Raw genomic sequence first — 17,135 nt, 5'->3', positions numbered from 1 at the left:
ATGCCGCCGTTGGAGTGGATTCCGCGAATCCGGCCCAAGATCACGATCGGATCCGCGGCGCGTCCCGGTCGGAGGCCGCTGGGAGCGCTCTCAAGGCGTTCTGGCGCACGCCGGGACTGTCACGCTGCGGTACTGTCGCACCGAGGGGACCCCCACTTCGGAAATCGTTGGATGAAACGATCAGCCGACAGGTCAAGCCAGGGAGCAAGCCCTACCGAGACCGGCTCGCCGCCTTGGGCTTTCGCGAGGAGGCCGTTCCGGCCGAAGTGGCGAAGACCCTGATCGTCGAATGCGGGATCCCGCCGCGTCTGGAACGCCGCAAGGCCGACCAGGCCACCCGGGCCTGCCTCGGCTGAGCCGAAACAACTCCGGAAGGGAAACCACACCACGATGTCCGAAGCGCAGGAGCACGACCGCTCCGCGTCCTTCGCCCAGGGCCTGAACCTCATCCAGCGGCTCGGCGGCGTCGAACGGCCCGCCGTGCTGGACCTGTTCGCGAGCATCGGGGAGGCCGAGTTCGGCGAGCGGTGTGTCGGGTTCATCTACGGCGACGTCTACCACCGGCCCGGCCTGCCGCTGCCGGAGCGGCAGCTGGTGACGGTCGCCGCGCTCACCGCGCTCGGCTACGCGGGTGCGCAGCTGCAGTTCCACGCCAAGGCCGCGCTCACCGTCGGCTGCACCCGGCGGGGGCTGGTCGAAGCGGTCATCCAGGTCAGCTCGTTCGCCGGGTTCCCCGCGACCCTGAACGCGCTGGGGCAGCTCAAGACGCTGTTCGAGAGCCTGCCGGACGACGAACCCGAGCCCGCGTCGTCCGAACCGGCAGAGGCGCCGCCGTGGGCCGGCATCGCCGACCGCTACGAGCGCGGCCTGGCCGCGATGAAGGCGATCGACGGCGAGGCGGGCGAGAAGGTCGCCGAGGCGCTCCAGGACATCGCCCCCGACCTGGCCCGCTACATCGTCGAGTTCACCTTCGGCGAGATCTACCCCCGCCCGCACCTGAGCCTGCGCCACCGGGAGCTCGTTACGATCGCGGCGTGCGTCGCGCTGGGCACCGCGCTGCCGCAGCTGAAGGTGCACATCCACGGTCTGCTGAACGTCGGCGGCACCGAGCGGGAGGCCGTCGAGACCGTGCTGCACCTGGCGTTCTACTGCGGGTTCCCGGCCGCGCTCAACGCCATCGCGGCCGCCCGCGAAGTGTTCGCCCAGCGGTGACCGGACTCGAAAAGCTCCGCGCGGTCGCGCTCGAAACCCCCCTTCGCCCTGTTCACCGCGTTCCGTGAAGGCCACCTTGAGGAACTTGAAGTTCCTCAAGGTGGCCTTCACGGACTTGGTCAGGACGTCGTGCAGGCGCGCCCGTTCAGCGAGATTGCCGTGGGCTTGGCGTTCGCCGTGCCCGAGCTTCCGGTGAACCCGAACTCCGCGCTCCCGCCCGCCGGAAGGACCCGGTTCCAGCCCGCGTCCGCCGCCGACACCGCCGCGCCGGTCTGGGCGACCTGGGCGTTCCACGCTTGCGTCACCTTCTGGCCGTTGGCGAACGTCCACGTCACCGTCCACCCGGTCACCGTGGTCGTGTCGGTGTTCCCGATCTTCACCCCGGCCTGGAACCCGCCCTGCCACTGGTTGGTGACCGTGTAGGCGGCCGTGCACGACCCCGACGGCACCGGCGTCGTCGTGGTCGGCGGGGTGGGTGTCGTGGTCGTGGTGGTCGGCGGCGGTGTGGTGCTCGTGGTCGTCGTGGGCGGCGGCTCGCTGCCCCCGGACTCGCCGATGATCACGCCCCGCCCGTTCGTGCCGACGTACACCCGGCCGTACACCCGCGGATCCCCGGTCAGCGCCGCCCCGATATTGCCGTACTGGTGCTGGTCGTCGTTGATCCGCGTCCACGACACACCCGCGTCGTCCGACCGGAAGATCCCGCGCACCCCGCCGATCTTGGCAATGGTGTATAACGTCGAATACGTCCGGCCGGTCGCGGCCTTGCCGAACCCGATGTTGTCGGCTTCGGTGACCCCGGCCAGTTTCGTGAAAGACGCTCCGGAGTCGGTTGAGTGCCAGAGGCCGTACGCCGTGCCGGAACCGCCGGCGAGCCAGACGTCGCCCGCCACGCCGGGCATCGCCTTGAAGTGCGCGGAACCGGCCGGCAGCCCGCCGGCCGCGGTCGCGGTGAAGCTCGCGCCGCCGTCGGTGCTGACGTAGAACTTGCCGGCTGCGAACCCGTAGAACCGCTTCGGGTCGACGCGGTCGGCCTCGACCACGGCGCCGGCCGGGATACCGGTGGACGTCGCCCAGGACGAACCGAAGCCCACGGAGTAGCCGACACCGCTGCCTTCGGGGCTCCAGACGAACCGGCTGCCGTCGGCGGCCGCCGCCACCGTGCCGCCACTGGCGTTCCCGCCCGGCTCGGCGCCCTGGAACCAGTTCTTCCCGCCGTCGGTGGAGAAGGCGATCCGGTTGTCGTTCGGCCGGGCGCTCCGGTCCAGCGTGCCCACGCGCACGATCGTCGCCGGGTTCAGCTCGGCGTAGTCGAGGCTGGTGGTCGTCGTGAAGACCGGCTGGGTGTACATCGTGGCCGGGACGGCGTCGAGGCTGTCGTGCCGGAACCCGCCGATGTCGCCGAGACCGGACAGCAGGGGAGCGCCCGACGGCGGGCTGATCAGGTCGAGCACCGCGGTCTCCTCGAGGCCGCCGACGACCGGCTTGAGCGTGATCTTCCCGCCGCTGTCCCACTTCGTGAGGTCGGACGTGCCGTAGATCGTCGCACCGGTGCCGTACAGCAGGTGGTTCGAGTCGAACGGGTCGATCTCCATGGACTCGGTCATCCAGCCGAGTTTCGGTGACGGCACCGGGGGAGCGGCCTGCAGGCCGAAGTTCAGCCACGGCACCGAGGAAATGTCCTGGGTGTAGCGCAGCGACCGGTCGGGATAGCTCGAGAAGTCCCAGATCCGGGTCCAGGTGGCGCCGCCGTCGGTGCTGCGGAAGAAGATCACGTCCGGCCACCACGACACCTGCGTGGCGACCATCAGCGTGTTCGGGTGCTGCCGGTCGATCGTCAGGCCGCTGTAGCCGAAGTAGTCGTCCGAGCTGTCGGAGGGGATCGGGCTGATCCGCGTCCAGGTGCCGGTCTTCGTGGCGTACTTCCAGACGTCGCCCTTCGCGCCGTCGTAGGGGCCGCCGGTGTCGCTGGTCGCGAGGTAGAGGTTGCCGCCGCTCGCGTCGAGGACGCCCTTGTGCGCCAGGTACCCGGCGGGCTGGCCGGCCAGCCGCGCCCAGGTGGCGCCGCCGTCGGTGCTGCGGTAGACGGTGTTCTGCTTGTCCGCGACGCCGACGTAGATCGACTGCGTGGTAGTGCCGCGGGTGCCGGTCGCCGGGTCGAACGTGACCCAGGTGACGCCCTCGTTGTCGCTGGAGTAGCCGGTCGTGTCGCTCGGGTCGGGCGCGTAGTTGCCCGGGTTCGGGAAGCTGGTCACCTTCGCCCACGTGACGCCGGAGTCCGTGCTGCGCCAGAGCCCGTTGCCGCTGGGGGCGCCGAGGTAGAGGACGCTGTCGCGGTTCGGGTCGATGGCGAGCCGCTCGCCCATGCCCCGGCCGGGCATGTTGCCGCCGAGCTTGAACGGCAGCGCGGCCGCCTGCCAGGTCGCGCCGCGGTCGGCCGACCGGAGGATCGCGCCGTTGTTCGGGTCCCAGCTGTTGGTGTACATCCCGGCCGCGACGTAGACGCGGTTCGGGTCGACCGGGTCGGTGGCCAGGCTGACGACGCCGTTGTGCCCCCAGTCGGTCCAGCCCACCGAGTCCAGCAGCGGGATCCAGCGCCCGGTCGCCGGGTTCCACCGGTACGCGCCGCCGATGTCGGTGCGGGCGTAGGCCAGCCCGGGTTCGGTCTGGTTGAAGATGATGCCCGGCACGAACCCGCCCCCGCCGATCTCGGCGTTGCGCCACGTGTACGGCGCGGGGGCGGCGGGGGACTCCGGCGCGCCGGCCAGTACCGCGACGGCGGCGGGCAGGACGAGGGCGAGCGTGCTCGCCACCAGTCGTCTCACTGAACGGGAACGCGGGCTTCGCACGGCGTTGTGCACGTCTGCCTCCACAACTCTGGGAGCGCTTCCAGAAGAGACGGTAAGCCGACGTTCCGAGCGTTGTAAAGCGTTCGACGATTTCGGCGTCCGCGGCTGTCCACAGTGGACTCGATACCGGCCTCGAGGACGCGGTGTGCCGGTTTTGTCGGAATCACATACGTGAACGGCGATCAGGTTTCTGAATTGTTATCACGGATCTTCTTGCCCGTCATTTTGCGGCGTGTGAGTGTGGTGGCCGCTGGCTGGACTGGACCTACGAAAGAGGCGACCAGGCAATGACGCAAACGGCCCCGGCGGCACGGCACATCGGCCGGACCACCTTGTACTTCTTCGGTGCGCTCGGCGGCATCCTCTTCGGCTACGACCTCGGCGTGATCTCCGGGGTGCTCCCGTTCATCGGGAAACTGTGGGCGCTGACCAGCTGGGACAAGGGCGTGATCACCGCCAGCCTGTCGGTCGGTGCGATCGTCGGTGCGCTGCTTTCCAGCCGCACCAACGAAGCCCTCGGCCGCCGCCGCACGATCATGGTCGCGGCGGCGATCGTCATCGTGGGCACGCTGGCGGCGAGCTTCTCGCCGACGTTCGTGCTGCTGGTGCTTTCGCGCCTGGTCATCGGGCTGGGGATCGGCCTTTCGTCCTCGACCGTCCCGACGTACCTGTCCGAACTCGCCCCGGCGCGGCTGCGCGGCGCGATGGGCGCGCTGAACCAGATCTTCATCGTGCTGGGCATCCTCATCGCGTTCCTGGTGAGCTACTGGCTCGGCCCGATCTCGGCCTGGCGCTGGATGTTCGCCGGCGCGATCGTGCCCGCGGTGATCCTGCTCGCCGGGCTGGCGTTCCTGCCCGAGACGCCACGGTGGCTGGTCCGCAACGGCCGGGAGGACGAGGCCCGGCAGGTCCTGGCGAGCGCGCACGGCAACACCGTGAACCTCGACGAGGAGATCGCGACCATCCACGAGGTCATCCGGCTGGACACCGAGGACAAGCCGCGGATCCGCGACCTGTTCTCCGGGTTCGTCCGGCCGATGGTCGTCGTCGCGCTGCTGCTCGCGATCGGCCAGCAGTTCAGCGGCGTCAACGCGATCAACGCGTACTTCCCGACGATGCTCATCGGCCTCGGCTTCGCCACGCAGGCCGCGCTGCTGTCCGGCGTGCTGCTGGGCGTCACGAAGTTCCTGTTCACCGCGTGGGTCGTGTTCGTGGTGGACCGCTGGGGCCGCAAGCCGCTGCTGCTCATCGGCAACGTGATCATGGTGATCACGCTGGTGGCGGCCGGGCTCGTGGTGCTGAACGTCCACGACACCGGCACGCGCGGCATCCTGATGCTGGTGATGATGGTGCTCTACCTGGTCGGCTACGAGCTCGGCTGGGGCGCGGTCGTCTGGGTCATGATGTCCGAGGTGTTCCCGCTGAAGTACCGCGCGACCGGCATGGGCGTCAGCAGCGTGGTCCTGTGGGCGGCGACGGGCATCGTGAGCGCGGTGTTCCCGCTCATCTCCGACCCGAAGTCCCTCGGCATCGGCGGCTCGATGTTCCTGTTCGCCGGGGTGAACGTGGTGCTGTTCGTGCTCACCAAGTGGCTGGTCCCGGAGACCAAGGGCCGCAGCCTGGAGCAGATCGAGCTCGACCTGCGGGCGCGGCAGGGGGTCGCGGCCAAGAGCTGACCCCGGGGGGTCGTGAACGACTCTTTCCTGGCGCCGGAGGGCCTGTTGCTTTTTGGTTGCCTGACACGTGGTGATGATCTTGCTGGTAGCGGTGGTCGGCGGGGATGATCGTGGTGTGGCAAGGGATTATCGGCCGGTTGATCGTGGGCAGGAGTTTCTGCTGCCGCCGTCGATGACAGAGTGGCTGCCAGAAGATCATCTGGTGTGGTTCGTGATCGCGGCGGTGGCACGGCTGGACACCACGGCGTTTCACCGCCGCGCGAAGCGCGGCGGTGTCGGGCGGCGGGGCTACGACCCGGACATGCTGCTCACCCTGTTCGTGTATGCCATGGCACATGGGGAGTCCTCCTCACGCCAGATCGAACGGCTGTGTCACACGGATGTGGCGTTCCGGATCATCTGCGCCCAAGACGTGCCAGACCACACCGTGCTGGCCCGGTTCCGCCAGCACCACGAGGCCGCGCTGACCGACCTGCTCACCGAGTCGCTGGTGCTGGCCGCGCAGCTGGGCATGGTGTCACTCGGGGTGGTCGCCTTCGACGGCACCAAGATCGCGGCGAACGCCAGCAAGGACACCAACCGCAGCGAGGACTACCTGCGCACACAGGCCGAGCAGTTCCTGGCCACCGTCGCGGAGACCGACACGGCCGAGGACGCCCGCTTCGGCGCCGACCGGCGCGGGGACGAACCACCGCCCGGGATGGACCGCACGCACCGTGACCAGCGGATCAGCCAGGCGCTGGAACAGATCCAGGCCCGGCGCGAGAAGGCCGAGCGGGCCGCGGCCGAGCAGGCCGAGACCACCCGGGCCTACGACCAGGCAGTCGCCGACGGCGCCACCCGGGCCGGGGCCCCGCCCAAGGGCGCGGACCGGGTGGCGGTGGCCAGGGCCCGCTGGGAACGCCTGCAGGCCGAGGCCCAGGCCCGTTATGCCGAGTTCCTGGCCCGTCCCCGCCCGCCGGGGCGGATGGTGGCACCGGACGAGCACCACAAGGTCCGCGCGGCCCGCGCCGCCTACGAGGCAGCACGCGCTCACACCGAGCGGACCGCCGCCGGACAGACCGCACCCGCCGCAGGCCAGCCCGCCGCATCGGCAGTGCCCGGACAGGCCGGAAAGGACCGGCTGACCGCGAACCTGACCGACCCGGACTCGCGGCTGCTCAAGACCCGCAACGGCTGGGTCCAGGGCTACAACTGCCAGACCGCGGCCAGCACCGACGAGTTCCTGATCTCCGCCCGCGCCACCCAGGACGCCAACGACCTCGAACAGTTCATCCCCACCAAAGACGACGTCACCGCCACCGCCGCGCACCTGGCCGAACGCACCGGCCGCACCGACCTCACCGTGGGAACCATGGTCGGCGACGCCGGCTACGACTCCGACACCAACCTCACCACCGACGGCCCGGACCGGCTCATCGCCGACGCCAAACGCCACGTCATCGACCGGCGCGCCGTCACCGACCCCGCCACCGGCGACCCACCCGACAACGCCACCCCACGCGAGAAAATGAACCACCGGCTCCGCACCCCCGACGGGCACGCCCTCTACAAACAACGCGCCCCGATGATCGAAACACCCTACGCCTGGGTCAAAGACCGCCGCGGACTCCGCCGCTTCGCCCGACGCGGCCTGGCCGCCGTCCAAGCCGAACTTTCCCTCGCCGCCGCCGTCACCAACCTGCTCAAACTCCGCACCAAAGGCATCACCACCACCCGACTCCGCACCACCTAGCACCAGGCCGGACACCCCGGCCCGCACACCGGGACGGCACGTCTCAGCCCCCCAGACAGCCAACACAAAAAACAACAGGCCCCGGACGCCAGGAAAGAGTCGTTCACTACGTCCGGGCGGGGGCGAGGGAGAGCTTTCCGGCCAGCCGCCCGATCCAGGCTTCGACTTCGTCCGGTGCGCGGTCCGGGAGACCGAAGATCGTCTCGGTCACCCCCAGGGAGTCCAGGTGGGCCAGGCGTTCCGGGTCCGGCCGCTCGCCGAGCGCGCAGATCCGCGGCGCGCCCTCGCGGCCTTCGGCGAGCCAGATCTCCTTCAGCAGGGCCACGTGCCCGTCCAGGTCGGTGTCGGCCGGCGTGGTGATCCAGCCGTCGGCGTGCCGCGCGATCCAGCGGAACGTCTTCTCCGTCGGCCCCGCGCCGAGCAGCACCGGGATGTGCGGCTGGACCGGCTTCGGCCACGCCCAGCTCGGCCCGAAGGAGACGAACTCCCCGTCGTAGGAAGCCTCTTCTTCCGTCCACAGTGCACTCATCGCTTCGAGGTACTCGCGCAGCGCGGTGCGGCGCCGGTTCCCCGGCACGCCGTGGTCGGTCAGCTCGTCGACATTCCAGCCGAACCCGGTGCCGAGCGTGACGCGTCCGCCGGAGAGGTGGTCGAGGCTGGCGATCGTCTTGGCGAGCGTGATCGGGTCGCTTTCGACCGGCAGGGCGACGGCGGTGGAGAGCCGGATCCGCTCGGTGACCGCGGCCGCCGTCGCCAGCGCGACCCACGGGTCGAGAGTGCGGCTGTAGCGGTCGTCGGGCAGGGACGCGTCGCCGGTGCGCGGGTGCGGCGACGCGCGCTTCACCGGGATGTGGGTGTGTTCGGGGACGTAGAAGGTCGCGAACCCGGCGGCCTCCGCGGCGCGCGCCGCGGCCGCCGGGGTGATGCCCCGGTCGCTGGTGAACAGCACGATTCCGTAGTCCACCGGCCGAGCGTATTAGAACGTGTTTCAGTTTTCAAGGCCGCCCCGCCGGCGCGGTGTGTCACGGGTCGGGTACTCTCGGTGTCTGACTGAAGGGTGGGCGGAGGGGGAGTGCTGTGCTCCATTGTGGACAGACGATGTCCCAGTCCGTGGACACGACGGCGGGGCGGGATGGCGTCCCGGTGCCCGTTTCCGATACCGTGGACCACAGGCCGAGAGGCGCTGCAACGGACCACCGGGTCCGCCACGCTCGGCCGGGAATGACCAACCAAGGGCGCCTCCCGACTGAGGGAGGCTGCCGGTGACCACCCCGCACGAGTCCACGGCGTTTGATCCAGGAGCGAAGCTGCGTGAGCTGCTCGACCAGCGGGTGGCCGTGCTCGACGGCGCTTGGGGCACCATGCTGCAGGGCGCCGGGCTGACCCCGGCCGACTACCGTGGCGACCGCTTCGGCGACCACACCCACGACGTCACCGGTGATCCGGATCTGCTCAACCTCACCCGCCCGGACGTCATCCTCGACGTGCACCGCCAGTACCTGGCCGCGGGCGCGGACATCACCACGACGAACACCTTCACCGCCACCAGCATCGGCCAGGCCGACTACGGGCTCCAGGCGTACGTCCACGAGATGAACGTCCGCGGCGCGCAGCTCGCCCGCCAGGCCGCCGACGAAGCGGGTGGCAAGTTCGTCGCCGGGTCGATCGGCCCGCTCAACGTCACGCTCAGCCTGTCGCCCAAGGTCGAAGACCCGGCTTACCGGGCCGTCACGTTCGAACAGGTCAAGGCCACCTACGCGGAGCAGATCGCCGGGCTCGCCGAAGGCGGCGTCGACCTGCTGCTCATCGAGACGATCTTCGACACGCTGAACTGCAAGGCCGCCGTCGCCGCCGCGCGCGAGGTCGCCCCGCACCTGCCGCTGTGGATCTCCGTCACCATCGTCGACCTGAGCGGGCGGACGCTGTCGGGGCAGACCGTCGAGGCGTTCTGGAACTCGGTCGAGCACGCGAAACCGCTGGTCGTGGGGGTCAACTGCGCGCTGGGGGCGGCGGAGGCGCGCCCGCACGTCGAGGAGCTCTCCCGGTTCGCCGACACCTACGTGGCCTGTCACCCCAACGCCGGCCTGCCGAACGCGTTCGGCGGCTACGACGAAACGCCGGAGGAGACGGCCGGGCTGCTCGGCGGGTTCGTCCGGGACGGCCTGGTCAACGTGGTCGGCGGCTGCTGCGGCACGACGCCGGCGCACATCGGGAAGATCGCGGCCGCGGCGAAGGGCGTCAGCCCGCGTGAGGTGCCCGCACCGCGCACCCACACGCGCTTCAGCGGGCTCGAGCCGTTCGGCATCGGCGCCGACACCGGGTTCGTCATGATCGGCGAGCGCACCAACGTCACCGGCTCCAAGCGGTTCCGGCGGCTCATCGAATCCGGCGACCACCAGGGCGCCGTCGACGTCGCGCTGGAGCAGGTCCGCGGCGGGGCCAACCTGCTCGACGTCAACATGGACGCCGACCTGCTCGAGTCCGAGCAGGCGATGACGACGTTCCTCAACCTGATCGCCACCGAGCCCGAAGTGGCCCGGATCCCGGTGATGGTCGACAGCTCCAAGTGGACCGTGCTCGAAGCCGGCCTGCGCTGCCTGCAGGGCAAGGGCGTCGTCAACTCGATCAGCCTGAAGGAGGGCGAGGAGCCGTTCCTCGCCCAGGCGCGCACCATCCGGAACTACGGCGCCGGCGTCGTCGTGATGGCCTTCGACGAGCTGGGCCAGGCCGACACCGCCGATCGCAAGGTGGCGATCTGCGGCCGCGCGTACGACCTGCTGACGCAGGAAGCGGGCTTCGCGGGCGAGGACATCATCTTCGACCCGAACGTCCTCGCCGTCGCCACCGGCATCGCCGAGCACAACGGCTACGCGAAGGCGTTCATCGACGCGCTGCCCCGGATCAAGGAGCGCTGCCCCGGCGTCCACATCTCGGGCGGCATCTCGAACCTGTCGTTCTCCTTCCGCGGCAACGACGTCGTCCGCGAAGCGATGCACTCGGCGTTCCTGTTCCACGCCGTGCAGGTCGGGCTGGACATGGGCATCGTCAACGCCGGCCAGCTCGCCGTCTACGAAGACATCCCGAAGGACCTTCTCGAACTGGTCGAGGACGTGCTCTTCGACCGCCGCGAAGACGCCACCGACCGGCTGGTGAACTTCGCCGAGAACGTCAAGGGCAGCGGCACCAAGCGCGTCGTCGACCTCTCGTGGCGCGAAGGCACGGTCGGCGAACGCCTCTCGCACGCGCTGGTGCACGGAATCGTCGACTACATCGAAGACGACACCGAAGAGGCGCGGCAGCAGCTGGCCCGGCCCCTCGAGGTGATCGAGGGCCCGCTGATGGACGGGATGAAGATCGTCGGCGACCTGTTCGGCTCCGGCAAGATGTTCCTGCCGCAGGTGGTCAAGAGCGCGCGCGTGATGAAGCGGTCGGTCGCCTACCTCGAGCCGTTCATGGAGGCGGAAAAGGAGAAGGCGCGCCAGGAGGGCCGGCTGGAGTCGACGAGCGGCCAGGGCAAGATCGTGCTCGCCACGGTGAAGGGCGACGTCCACGACATCGGCAAGAACATCGTCGGCGTGGTCCTGGGCTGCAACAACTACGAGGTCATCGACCTCGGCGTGATGGTGCCGGCGGCCAAGATCCTGGACACCGCGGTGACCGAAGGCGCCGACGCCGTCGGGCTGTCCGGGCTGATCACGCCGTCGCTGGACGAGATGGTCGCCGTCGCCACCGAGATGCAGCGGCGCGGGCTGAAGCTGCCGCTGCTCATCGGCGGCGCCACGACGTCCCGCCAGCACACCGCGGTCAAGATCGCGCCCGCCTACGACAACGCGACGGTGCACGTGCTGGACGCCTCGCGCGTCGTCGGCGTGGTGTCCGACCTGCTCGACCCGGACCGCTCGATCGCGCTGGCCGAGAAGAACCGGGCCGACCAGGAGGTGCTGCGCGAACAGCACGCGAGCAAGCAGCGCCGCCCGATGCTCACCCTCGAGCAGGCCCGCGCGAACCCCGAGAAGGTGGCGTTCGACGGCCTGCCGACCCCGGAGTTCACCGGCGTCCGCGTGGTCGAGCCGGCCATCGCCGAACTGCGCGAGATGATCGACTGGCAGTTCCTGTTCCTGGCCTGGGAGCTCAAGGGCAAGTACCCGGCGATCCTGGAGCAGCCGGTCGCCCGGGAGCTGTTCGACGACGCGAACACCCTGCTCGACGAGATCATCGCCGACGGCAGCTTCACGGCGAAGGGTGCGTACGCGTACTGGCCCGCGCACAGCGAAGGCGACGACATCGTGCTGGACGGCGGCTACGCGCACGTCAAGTTCCCGATGCTACGCCAGCAGACGGCCAAGCCCGAGGACCGCGCGAACCGCTGCCTGGCCGACTACATCGCCCCGGCGGGTGACCACCTCGGCGGCTTCGCGGTGGCCATCCACGGTGCCGAGGCGCTGGCCAAGCGGTACGAAGCCGAGCAGGACGACTACCGCGCGATCATGGTCAAGGCGCTGGCCGACCGGCTCGCCGAGGCGTTCGCCGAGCACATCCACCTGCGGGCCCGCCGCGGCTGGTTCGAGCCGGACGCCCAGCCGAAGCTCGAGGACCTGCACGCGGAGCGCTTCCGCGGCATCCGCCCGGCGCTGGGCTACCCGGCCAGCCCTGACCACAGCCAGAAGCGCGAGCTGTTCGAGCTGCTCGAAGCCGACGAGCTGGGCATGGCGCTGACCGAGTCGTACGCGATGACGCCGGCGGCGAGCGTGTCCGGGCTGATCTTCGCGCACCCGGACTCCCGCTACTTCACCGTCGGCCGGCTCGGCCGCGACCAGATCCAGGACTACGCGCGCCGCAAGGGCGTCGAGGTCGCCGAGGTCGAGCAGTGGCTGCGGCCGAACCTGGCCTACGAGCCCGGGGCGTAGTCCTTCAGCTCGATGTCCGTGGCGAACTTGCCGGTCGCCTTGAGCATCAGGCCGAGCAGGAAGCGGGACTTGAACGTCCAGTCCCGGAGCTTGATCCGCAGCGGTGACGGCGGCGCGAGGAACGGGCCCGCGCTGCCGCGTTGCGAGATCTTCGCGTAGCCGCGGAACTGGTCCTCGTAGCGGGCGAAAGCGACCCGGTGGTCGCCGTCCGCGGCGAGGAGTTCGCCGGCGAGCACGTACGCGCCGACGATCGCCAGGCCGGTGCCGAAGCCGCCGAGGGTGTTGCCGTAGGCCGCGTCGCCGAGCAGCACGACCCGGCCGCGCGAGTAGCGGTCGATCGTGACCCGGCTGAGCGAGTCGAGGTAGAACTCGCGGGCCCGCGGGATCTCGGCCATCAGCTCCGGCACCCGCCAGCCGGCGCCCCGGTAGGCGTCCATCAGCAGGTGCCGCTGCCGGTCCGTGTCACCACGGTCGAAGTCCAGCTCGGGGGAGGCGAACACGAAGAAGCCCGATGCCTTCGGCCCGCCGACAGCGGCCATCCGGCCCGGCTCGTTGTACATCACCGCTTCGCCCTCGGCGACCTTCTCGCCGAGTTCGGCCAGGGCGTAGTGATAACCGAGGTACTGCACGTAGTCGCGTTCCGGGCCGAACGCCAGCCGCCGGACGTTCGAGTGGATGCCGTCGGCGCCGACCACCAGGTCGAAGCGGCGCGGCTGCGCGTGGGCGAAGGTGACGTCGACCCCGTCCGCGGTCTCGGCCAGCGCCGTGATGGTGTCGCCGAAGAGGTACTCGCAGGCCGCGTGCTCGTAGAGGATCCCGGCCAGGTCGCCCCGGCGGATCTCGATCTCGCCGCCGGTGAACTCGCCGGGGATCACCGCTTGGGGGCGGCCGGCGGCGTCGACGATCGTCTGGTCCTGGCCGCCGGTCTGCCGCCGCAGGATCTCGTCGAGGACGCCCATCCGCGCCAGCACGGTCCGGTGGGTGGCGCCTTTGAAGTCGACGGCCTGGCCGCCGGGCCGCACCGCCGGCGCGCGTTCGACGACGGTGACGGTGCAGCCGTAGCGGGTCAGCCACGAGGCGAGGGCGGGGCCGGCGATGCTCGCGCCGGAGATCAGGACGGAAAGGTTCTTCATGCGGGAGAGCGTCGCCGCGGCGGCTTACCGGTCACTGGCGAAGCGCTGGCGGCCGCCGTCAGCTGCCGCCGCGCGTCCGAAGAATGCCGTGACTAAGGAAAAGAATCACCGGGGAATCTTTGATCACGGTTTCCGCGGAATATTCGGGAAATGCTCACTAAATCGAAGATCGACTGTCCGATGTGTCGTATTTGCCGTGCCGTTCGCCGATCTATGCCAAATCATTGCGCCGATCCGGTACTCGGCCGGGCTCGACGTAGTCATTATCCGAGCAACGGGTGTGCGCAACCACCGGGAAGCCGGCGAGGGGCGGGGAGGCAGTGGGTGTGGGGAACGACTGGCCGCTGGTCGGCCGCGAGCAGGAACTGGTGTTCGCGCGCCGGGCACTGGCCGATGCCGAGGTGTGCGGGCTGCTGCTGACCGGGCGCGCCGGCGCCGGCAAGACACGCCTGGCGAAGGTGCTGCTGGCCGAGCTGGCTGCCGGGGGCGCCCGCACGCACTGGGTGCGCGCGATGTCGTCCGCTTCGACCATCCCGTTCGGCGCCTTCGCGCACCTGCTGCCCGGCGGCGCGGACGGCACGGCGGACCGCGCGCACCGGCTCAACCAGGTCGCCGGCCACCTCACCCGCGGCGCGGAAGGACGGCGTCTCGTCCTCTGCGTCGACGACGCCCACCTGCTCGACGACCTGTCCGCGACCCTGGTGCACCAGCTGGCCGCGACCGCGTCGGCGTTCGTGATCGTGATCGCGCCGCACGGGGTGAGCGTGCCGGACCCGGTGTTCGCGATGTGGAAGGACCGCGTCGCCGAGCGGCTCGACGTCCGCGAGCTCACCCGCCCCCAGACCACCGAGCTGATAACCGCGACACTGGGCGGCCGGCTCGAAGACGAGGCGGAGCACCGGCTGTGGCACCTGTCCCTCGGGAACCCCCTGTTCCTGCGCGAGCTGGTCCAGGGCGGACTGGACAGCGGTTCGCTGTCGGCTGTGGACGGCGTGTGGCGGTGGAGTGGCGCCCTGACCGCTACCCCGCGGCTGGTCGAGCTGATCGAAACCCGCACCGACCGGGTCGACGCCGACGAACGGCGGCTGCTGGAACTCTTGGCTTTCGGGGAGCCGCTGGGCTGCGAACCGCTGGTCCGGCTCGGGGCGGGGCGCGTCCTCGCGTCCACCGAGCAGGCCGGGCTCGTCGTGTCGGAACGCACCGGGCGACGGCTGAACGTCCGGCTCGCGCATCCGCTCTACGCGGAGGTGATCCGGCGCCGGACGTCTCCGCTGCGCCAGCGCGACACCTACCGGATCCTCGCCCAGACCCTGGACCTCACCGGTGCCCGGCGTGCCGAGGACAAGCCCCGGCTGGTGCGGTGGCGGTTGGCCGCCGGGTTGCCGATCGACCCGCAGCTCGTCCGCGCCGCGGCGGAAACGTTGCTGCGCAAGGACTTCCCGCAGGCCGAGCAGCTGGCGGCGGAATCCGTCCGATCGGGCGGCGGGTTCGGCGCGAAGTTCCTGCTTGCCCAGGTCCGGATCGCCGGCGGGCGGCACGCCGACGCCGACGCCCTGCTGGTGGAGCTGGCCGGCGAGACGGTTTCGGACGCGCAGCACGCCCGCGTCTCGGCGACCCGGGCGCTCAACCTGGCGTTCGGCCTGAGGCGCGCGGACGACGCCGAAGCCGTGCTGGACACGGCGGAGACGGCGGTGTCGGGGACCGCGGACGACCTGGTCACCGCCCGCGCGGCCCTGCGCGCGGCGGCCGGTGCCTGCCGGACCGCCCTCGACCTGCTCGGACCGGTCCTGGACCGCAACCGCCGCGCCGACCCGCTCCGGCTCGGGGCCCTGGTCGTCGCGGCCGGGACCCTGGCCGACAGCGGGCGCACCGAGGCGTGCCTCGGCGTCGTCGAAGAAGGCCTGGCCATCGCGGCGCGGATCTCCGACGCTTCCGCGCCCGGGGCGCGGGTCCGGCTGGAGCACGCGCGGATCGTCGCGCTGTGCCGGGCGGGACGGCTCGAGGAAGCCGAAGACCTGGCCGGAGCCGGGTACCGGGACGCGATCGGCGACCCCTGGGGCCCGGCCCTCGCCGGCGCGGCGGCGTCGCTCGGCACGGTCGCGCTGGCCTGCGGCGACGTCCGAGGTGCGATCCGGCGGCTGCGGGAAGCCCTCGCCGTCGACGGGAACGACCAGCCGCACGAGTTCCGGCCCGCCGTCGCGTCGGCGCTGGGCCGGGCGACGGCGATGAGCGGGCGGCCCGAGGACGTCGACCTACCGGGCCCGCTCGGCGGGTGGGCGCGCGCCTGGGCGGCGGCGCCCGGGGCGAAACGTCCGGGCGGCCGGCCTCGCCGCCGAAGCCGCGGCTGCCGCCGAGGCGTCGGGCCGGCTCGGCGTCGCGCGGCCGAGATCCGCCACGACCTGGTCCGGTTCGGGGTGGACGCGGACCTTCCGCCGGACGTGGGCGGGATCCTGGGGCCGCTGTACGCGGCCCACGCGCGGGCTTTGTCGGCGGCGGACGCGGCGGGGCTGGACGCCGTCGCGCGACGGCGTTCGCCGACACCGGCTCGCGGCTGCTCGCCGCGGAAGCCGCGGCCAGGGCGTCCCGAGCCCACCGCGCCACGGGGAAACTCGGCAGCGCGGCAGTCGGCCGCGGCCCAGCGCCGGCGCCCAGAGATCCCGCCCACGTCCTGCGGAAGGTCCGCCGCGCGCGACCCGAACCGGACCAGGTCGGTGGCGGATACTCGCCGCGACGCCCGGAGCCGGCCGACGCTCGCGGCAGCCGCCGCCTTCTCGGCGCGCGAGGCCGCCGGCCGGCGACGTGGTTCGCCCCGGGCACCGGCCGCCGACCCACGGCGCGCGCCCACCCGCGGAGCGTGCCGCGGCACCGCGGGGTGCGCCTCGCCTCCGCTCGGGCCGCCGCCGACTACAGTCCTCACGTCGCGAGCGGCCCAGCAGCCGACGCGACGGGCGGGCCGGGAAGACTGCTGCGGGCTGGTCTTTCCGACGAGCAGGCGCGGGCGTGCCCGCAGCCGCCGGATGCAGCACCTCGGACGTCCCGAACCGCAGGCCAGCCGCGAGACGCCGTTCCGAGACAAGCGCCGCGCGCACAGCGCGGTGACGTGTTCCCAGAACGAGCAGGGTTCGGGTGGTCACGGGTGGGAACCAGTTCAACGAGCAGGCCTCGACCGGTGGCCACGGGGAACATCTTCCAGAACGAGGCAGGGCCCACGGGCACCACGGCCACGGCGGCGACCAGTTCAACGAGCAGGCTTCCACGGGTGGCCGGGGGTGACGTGTTCCAGAACGAGCAGGGCTCGGGTGGTCACGGCGGGAACCAGTTCAACGAGCAGGCCTCGACCGGTGGCCGGGGGTGACGTGTTCCAGAACGAGCAGGGCTCGGGCGGTCACGGTGGGAACCAGTTCAACGAGCAGGCCTCGACCGGTGGCCACGGGAACATCTTCCAGAACGAGCAGGCCACGGGCACCACGGCCACGGCGGCGACCAGTTCAACGAGCAGGCGGCCACCGAGCACCACCACGAGCACGAGCACCACCACGGCGGCGGGCACGACCACCACGCCGACTACCACCACCACGACGTCGACCCGCACGTCTGAGCCGGCGTAAGCAGAAGGAGCAGAA

9 protein-coding genes and 1 riboswitch are annotated in these 17,135 nt (G+C 71.1%); of the genes, 6 read left to right on the top strand and 3 right to left on the bottom strand.

What is annotated here, in order from left to right:
- Positions 1 to 167 precede the first annotated feature (167 nt).
- Both A3CE_RS56015 and A3CE_RS0102775 read left to right on the top strand, forming a co-directional pair.
- Positions 168 to 356 (top strand): hypothetical protein, encoded by a 189-nt coding sequence (locus tag A3CE_RS56015; protein ID WP_125592282.1) that lies wholly within the window; start codon positions 168 to 170, stop codon positions 354 to 356.
- Between the two features lie 34 nt (positions 357 to 390).
- Complete coding sequence (locus tag A3CE_RS0102775; protein ID WP_020638539.1) at positions 391 to 1,212, top strand: carboxymuconolactone decarboxylase family protein; 822 nt, start codon at positions 391 to 393, stop codon at positions 1,210 to 1,212.
- Positions 1,213 to 1,331: 119 nt separating this feature from the next.
- Here A3CE_RS0102775 and A3CE_RS0102770 read toward each other — a convergent pair whose 3' ends face one another.
- Positions 1,332 to 4,025 carry a cellulose binding domain-containing protein gene (locus tag A3CE_RS0102770; RefSeq protein ID WP_020638538.1) on the bottom strand — a complete coding sequence of 898 codons (2,694 nt, stop codon included), beginning with the start codon at positions 4,023 to 4,025 and terminating at the stop codon, positions 1,332 to 1,334.
- Positions 4,026 to 4,348: 323 nt separating this feature from the next.
- Between A3CE_RS0102770 and A3CE_RS0102765 the strand changes: the two genes are divergently transcribed.
- The gene (locus tag A3CE_RS0102765; RefSeq protein WP_020638537.1) at positions 4,349 to 5,737 is read left to right on the top strand and encodes a sugar porter family MFS transporter; all 1,389 of its coding nucleotides are present in this window, start codon (positions 4,349 to 4,351) and stop codon (positions 5,735 to 5,737) included.
- Positions 5,738 to 5,810: 73 nt separating this feature from the next.
- Positions 5,811 to 7,472, top strand: coding sequence for a transposase (locus A3CE_RS49865; protein WP_125592619.1), 1,662 nt, complete (start codon positions 5,811 to 5,813; stop codon positions 7,470 to 7,472).
- Positions 7,473 to 7,578: 106 nt separating this feature from the next.
- On the opposite strand, the gene A3CE_RS0102755 is transcribed toward A3CE_RS49865, so the two are convergent.
- A complete protein-coding gene (locus A3CE_RS0102755; RefSeq protein WP_020638535.1) occupies positions 7,579 to 8,436 on the bottom strand; it encodes a TIGR03619 family F420-dependent LLM class oxidoreductase in 858 nt (285 codons plus the stop codon).
- Positions 8,437 to 8,641: 205 nt separating this feature from the next.
- Positions 8,642 to 8,720, top strand: a riboswitch (S-adenosyl-L-homocysteine riboswitch).
- A 14-nt stretch (positions 8,721 to 8,734) separates the two neighbouring features.
- Here A3CE_RS0102755 and metH point away from each other — a divergent pair.
- Positions 8,735 to 12,379 carry a methionine synthase gene (gene metH / locus A3CE_RS0102750; RefSeq protein ID WP_020638534.1) on the top strand — a complete coding sequence of 1,215 codons (3,645 nt, stop codon included), beginning with the start codon at positions 8,735 to 8,737 and terminating at the stop codon, positions 12,377 to 12,379.
- On the opposite strand, the gene A3CE_RS0102745 is transcribed toward metH, so the two are convergent.
- Complete coding sequence (locus A3CE_RS0102745) at positions 12,361 to 13,512, bottom strand: FAD-dependent monooxygenase (protein WP_020638533.1); 1,152 nt, start codon at positions 13,510 to 13,512, stop codon at positions 12,361 to 12,363. The genes metH and A3CE_RS0102745 overlap by 19 nt on opposite strands.
- Positions 13,513 to 13,838: 326 nt before the next feature.
- On the opposite strand from A3CE_RS0102745, the gene A3CE_RS49860 reads away from it, so the two are divergent.
- The gene (locus tag A3CE_RS49860; protein WP_245589415.1) at positions 13,839 to 17,120 is read left to right on the top strand and encodes an AAA family ATPase; all 3,282 of its coding nucleotides are present in this window, start codon (positions 13,839 to 13,841) and stop codon (positions 17,118 to 17,120) included.
- Positions 17,121 to 17,135 lie beyond the last annotated feature (15 nt).

This window comes from Amycolatopsis balhimycina FH 1894, assembly GCF_000384295.1.
Taxonomy (GTDB): domain Bacteria; phylum Actinomycetota; class Actinomycetes; order Mycobacteriales; family Pseudonocardiaceae; genus Amycolatopsis; species Amycolatopsis balhimycina.
The sequence above is the reverse complement of the archived record's forward strand: the minus strand, read 5'-3'. Positions and strand labels throughout refer to the sequence as shown.

Coding starts and splice junctions, on each gene's coding strand:
- A3CE_RS0102765 (WP_020638537.1), top strand. CDS start 4,349: ATGACGCAAACGGCCCCGGCGGCACGGCACATCGGCCGGACCACCTTG.
- A3CE_RS49865 (WP_125592619.1), top strand. CDS start 5,811: ATGATCTTGCTGGTAGCGGTGGTCGGCGGGGATGATCGTGGTGTGGCA.
- A3CE_RS0102745 (WP_020638533.1), bottom strand. CDS start 13,512: ATGAAGAACCTTTCCGTCCTGATCTCCGGCGCGAGCATCGCCGGCCCC.
- A3CE_RS0102775 (WP_020638539.1), top strand. CDS start 391: ATGTCCGAAGCGCAGGAGCACGACCGCTCCGCGTCCTTCGCCCAGGGC.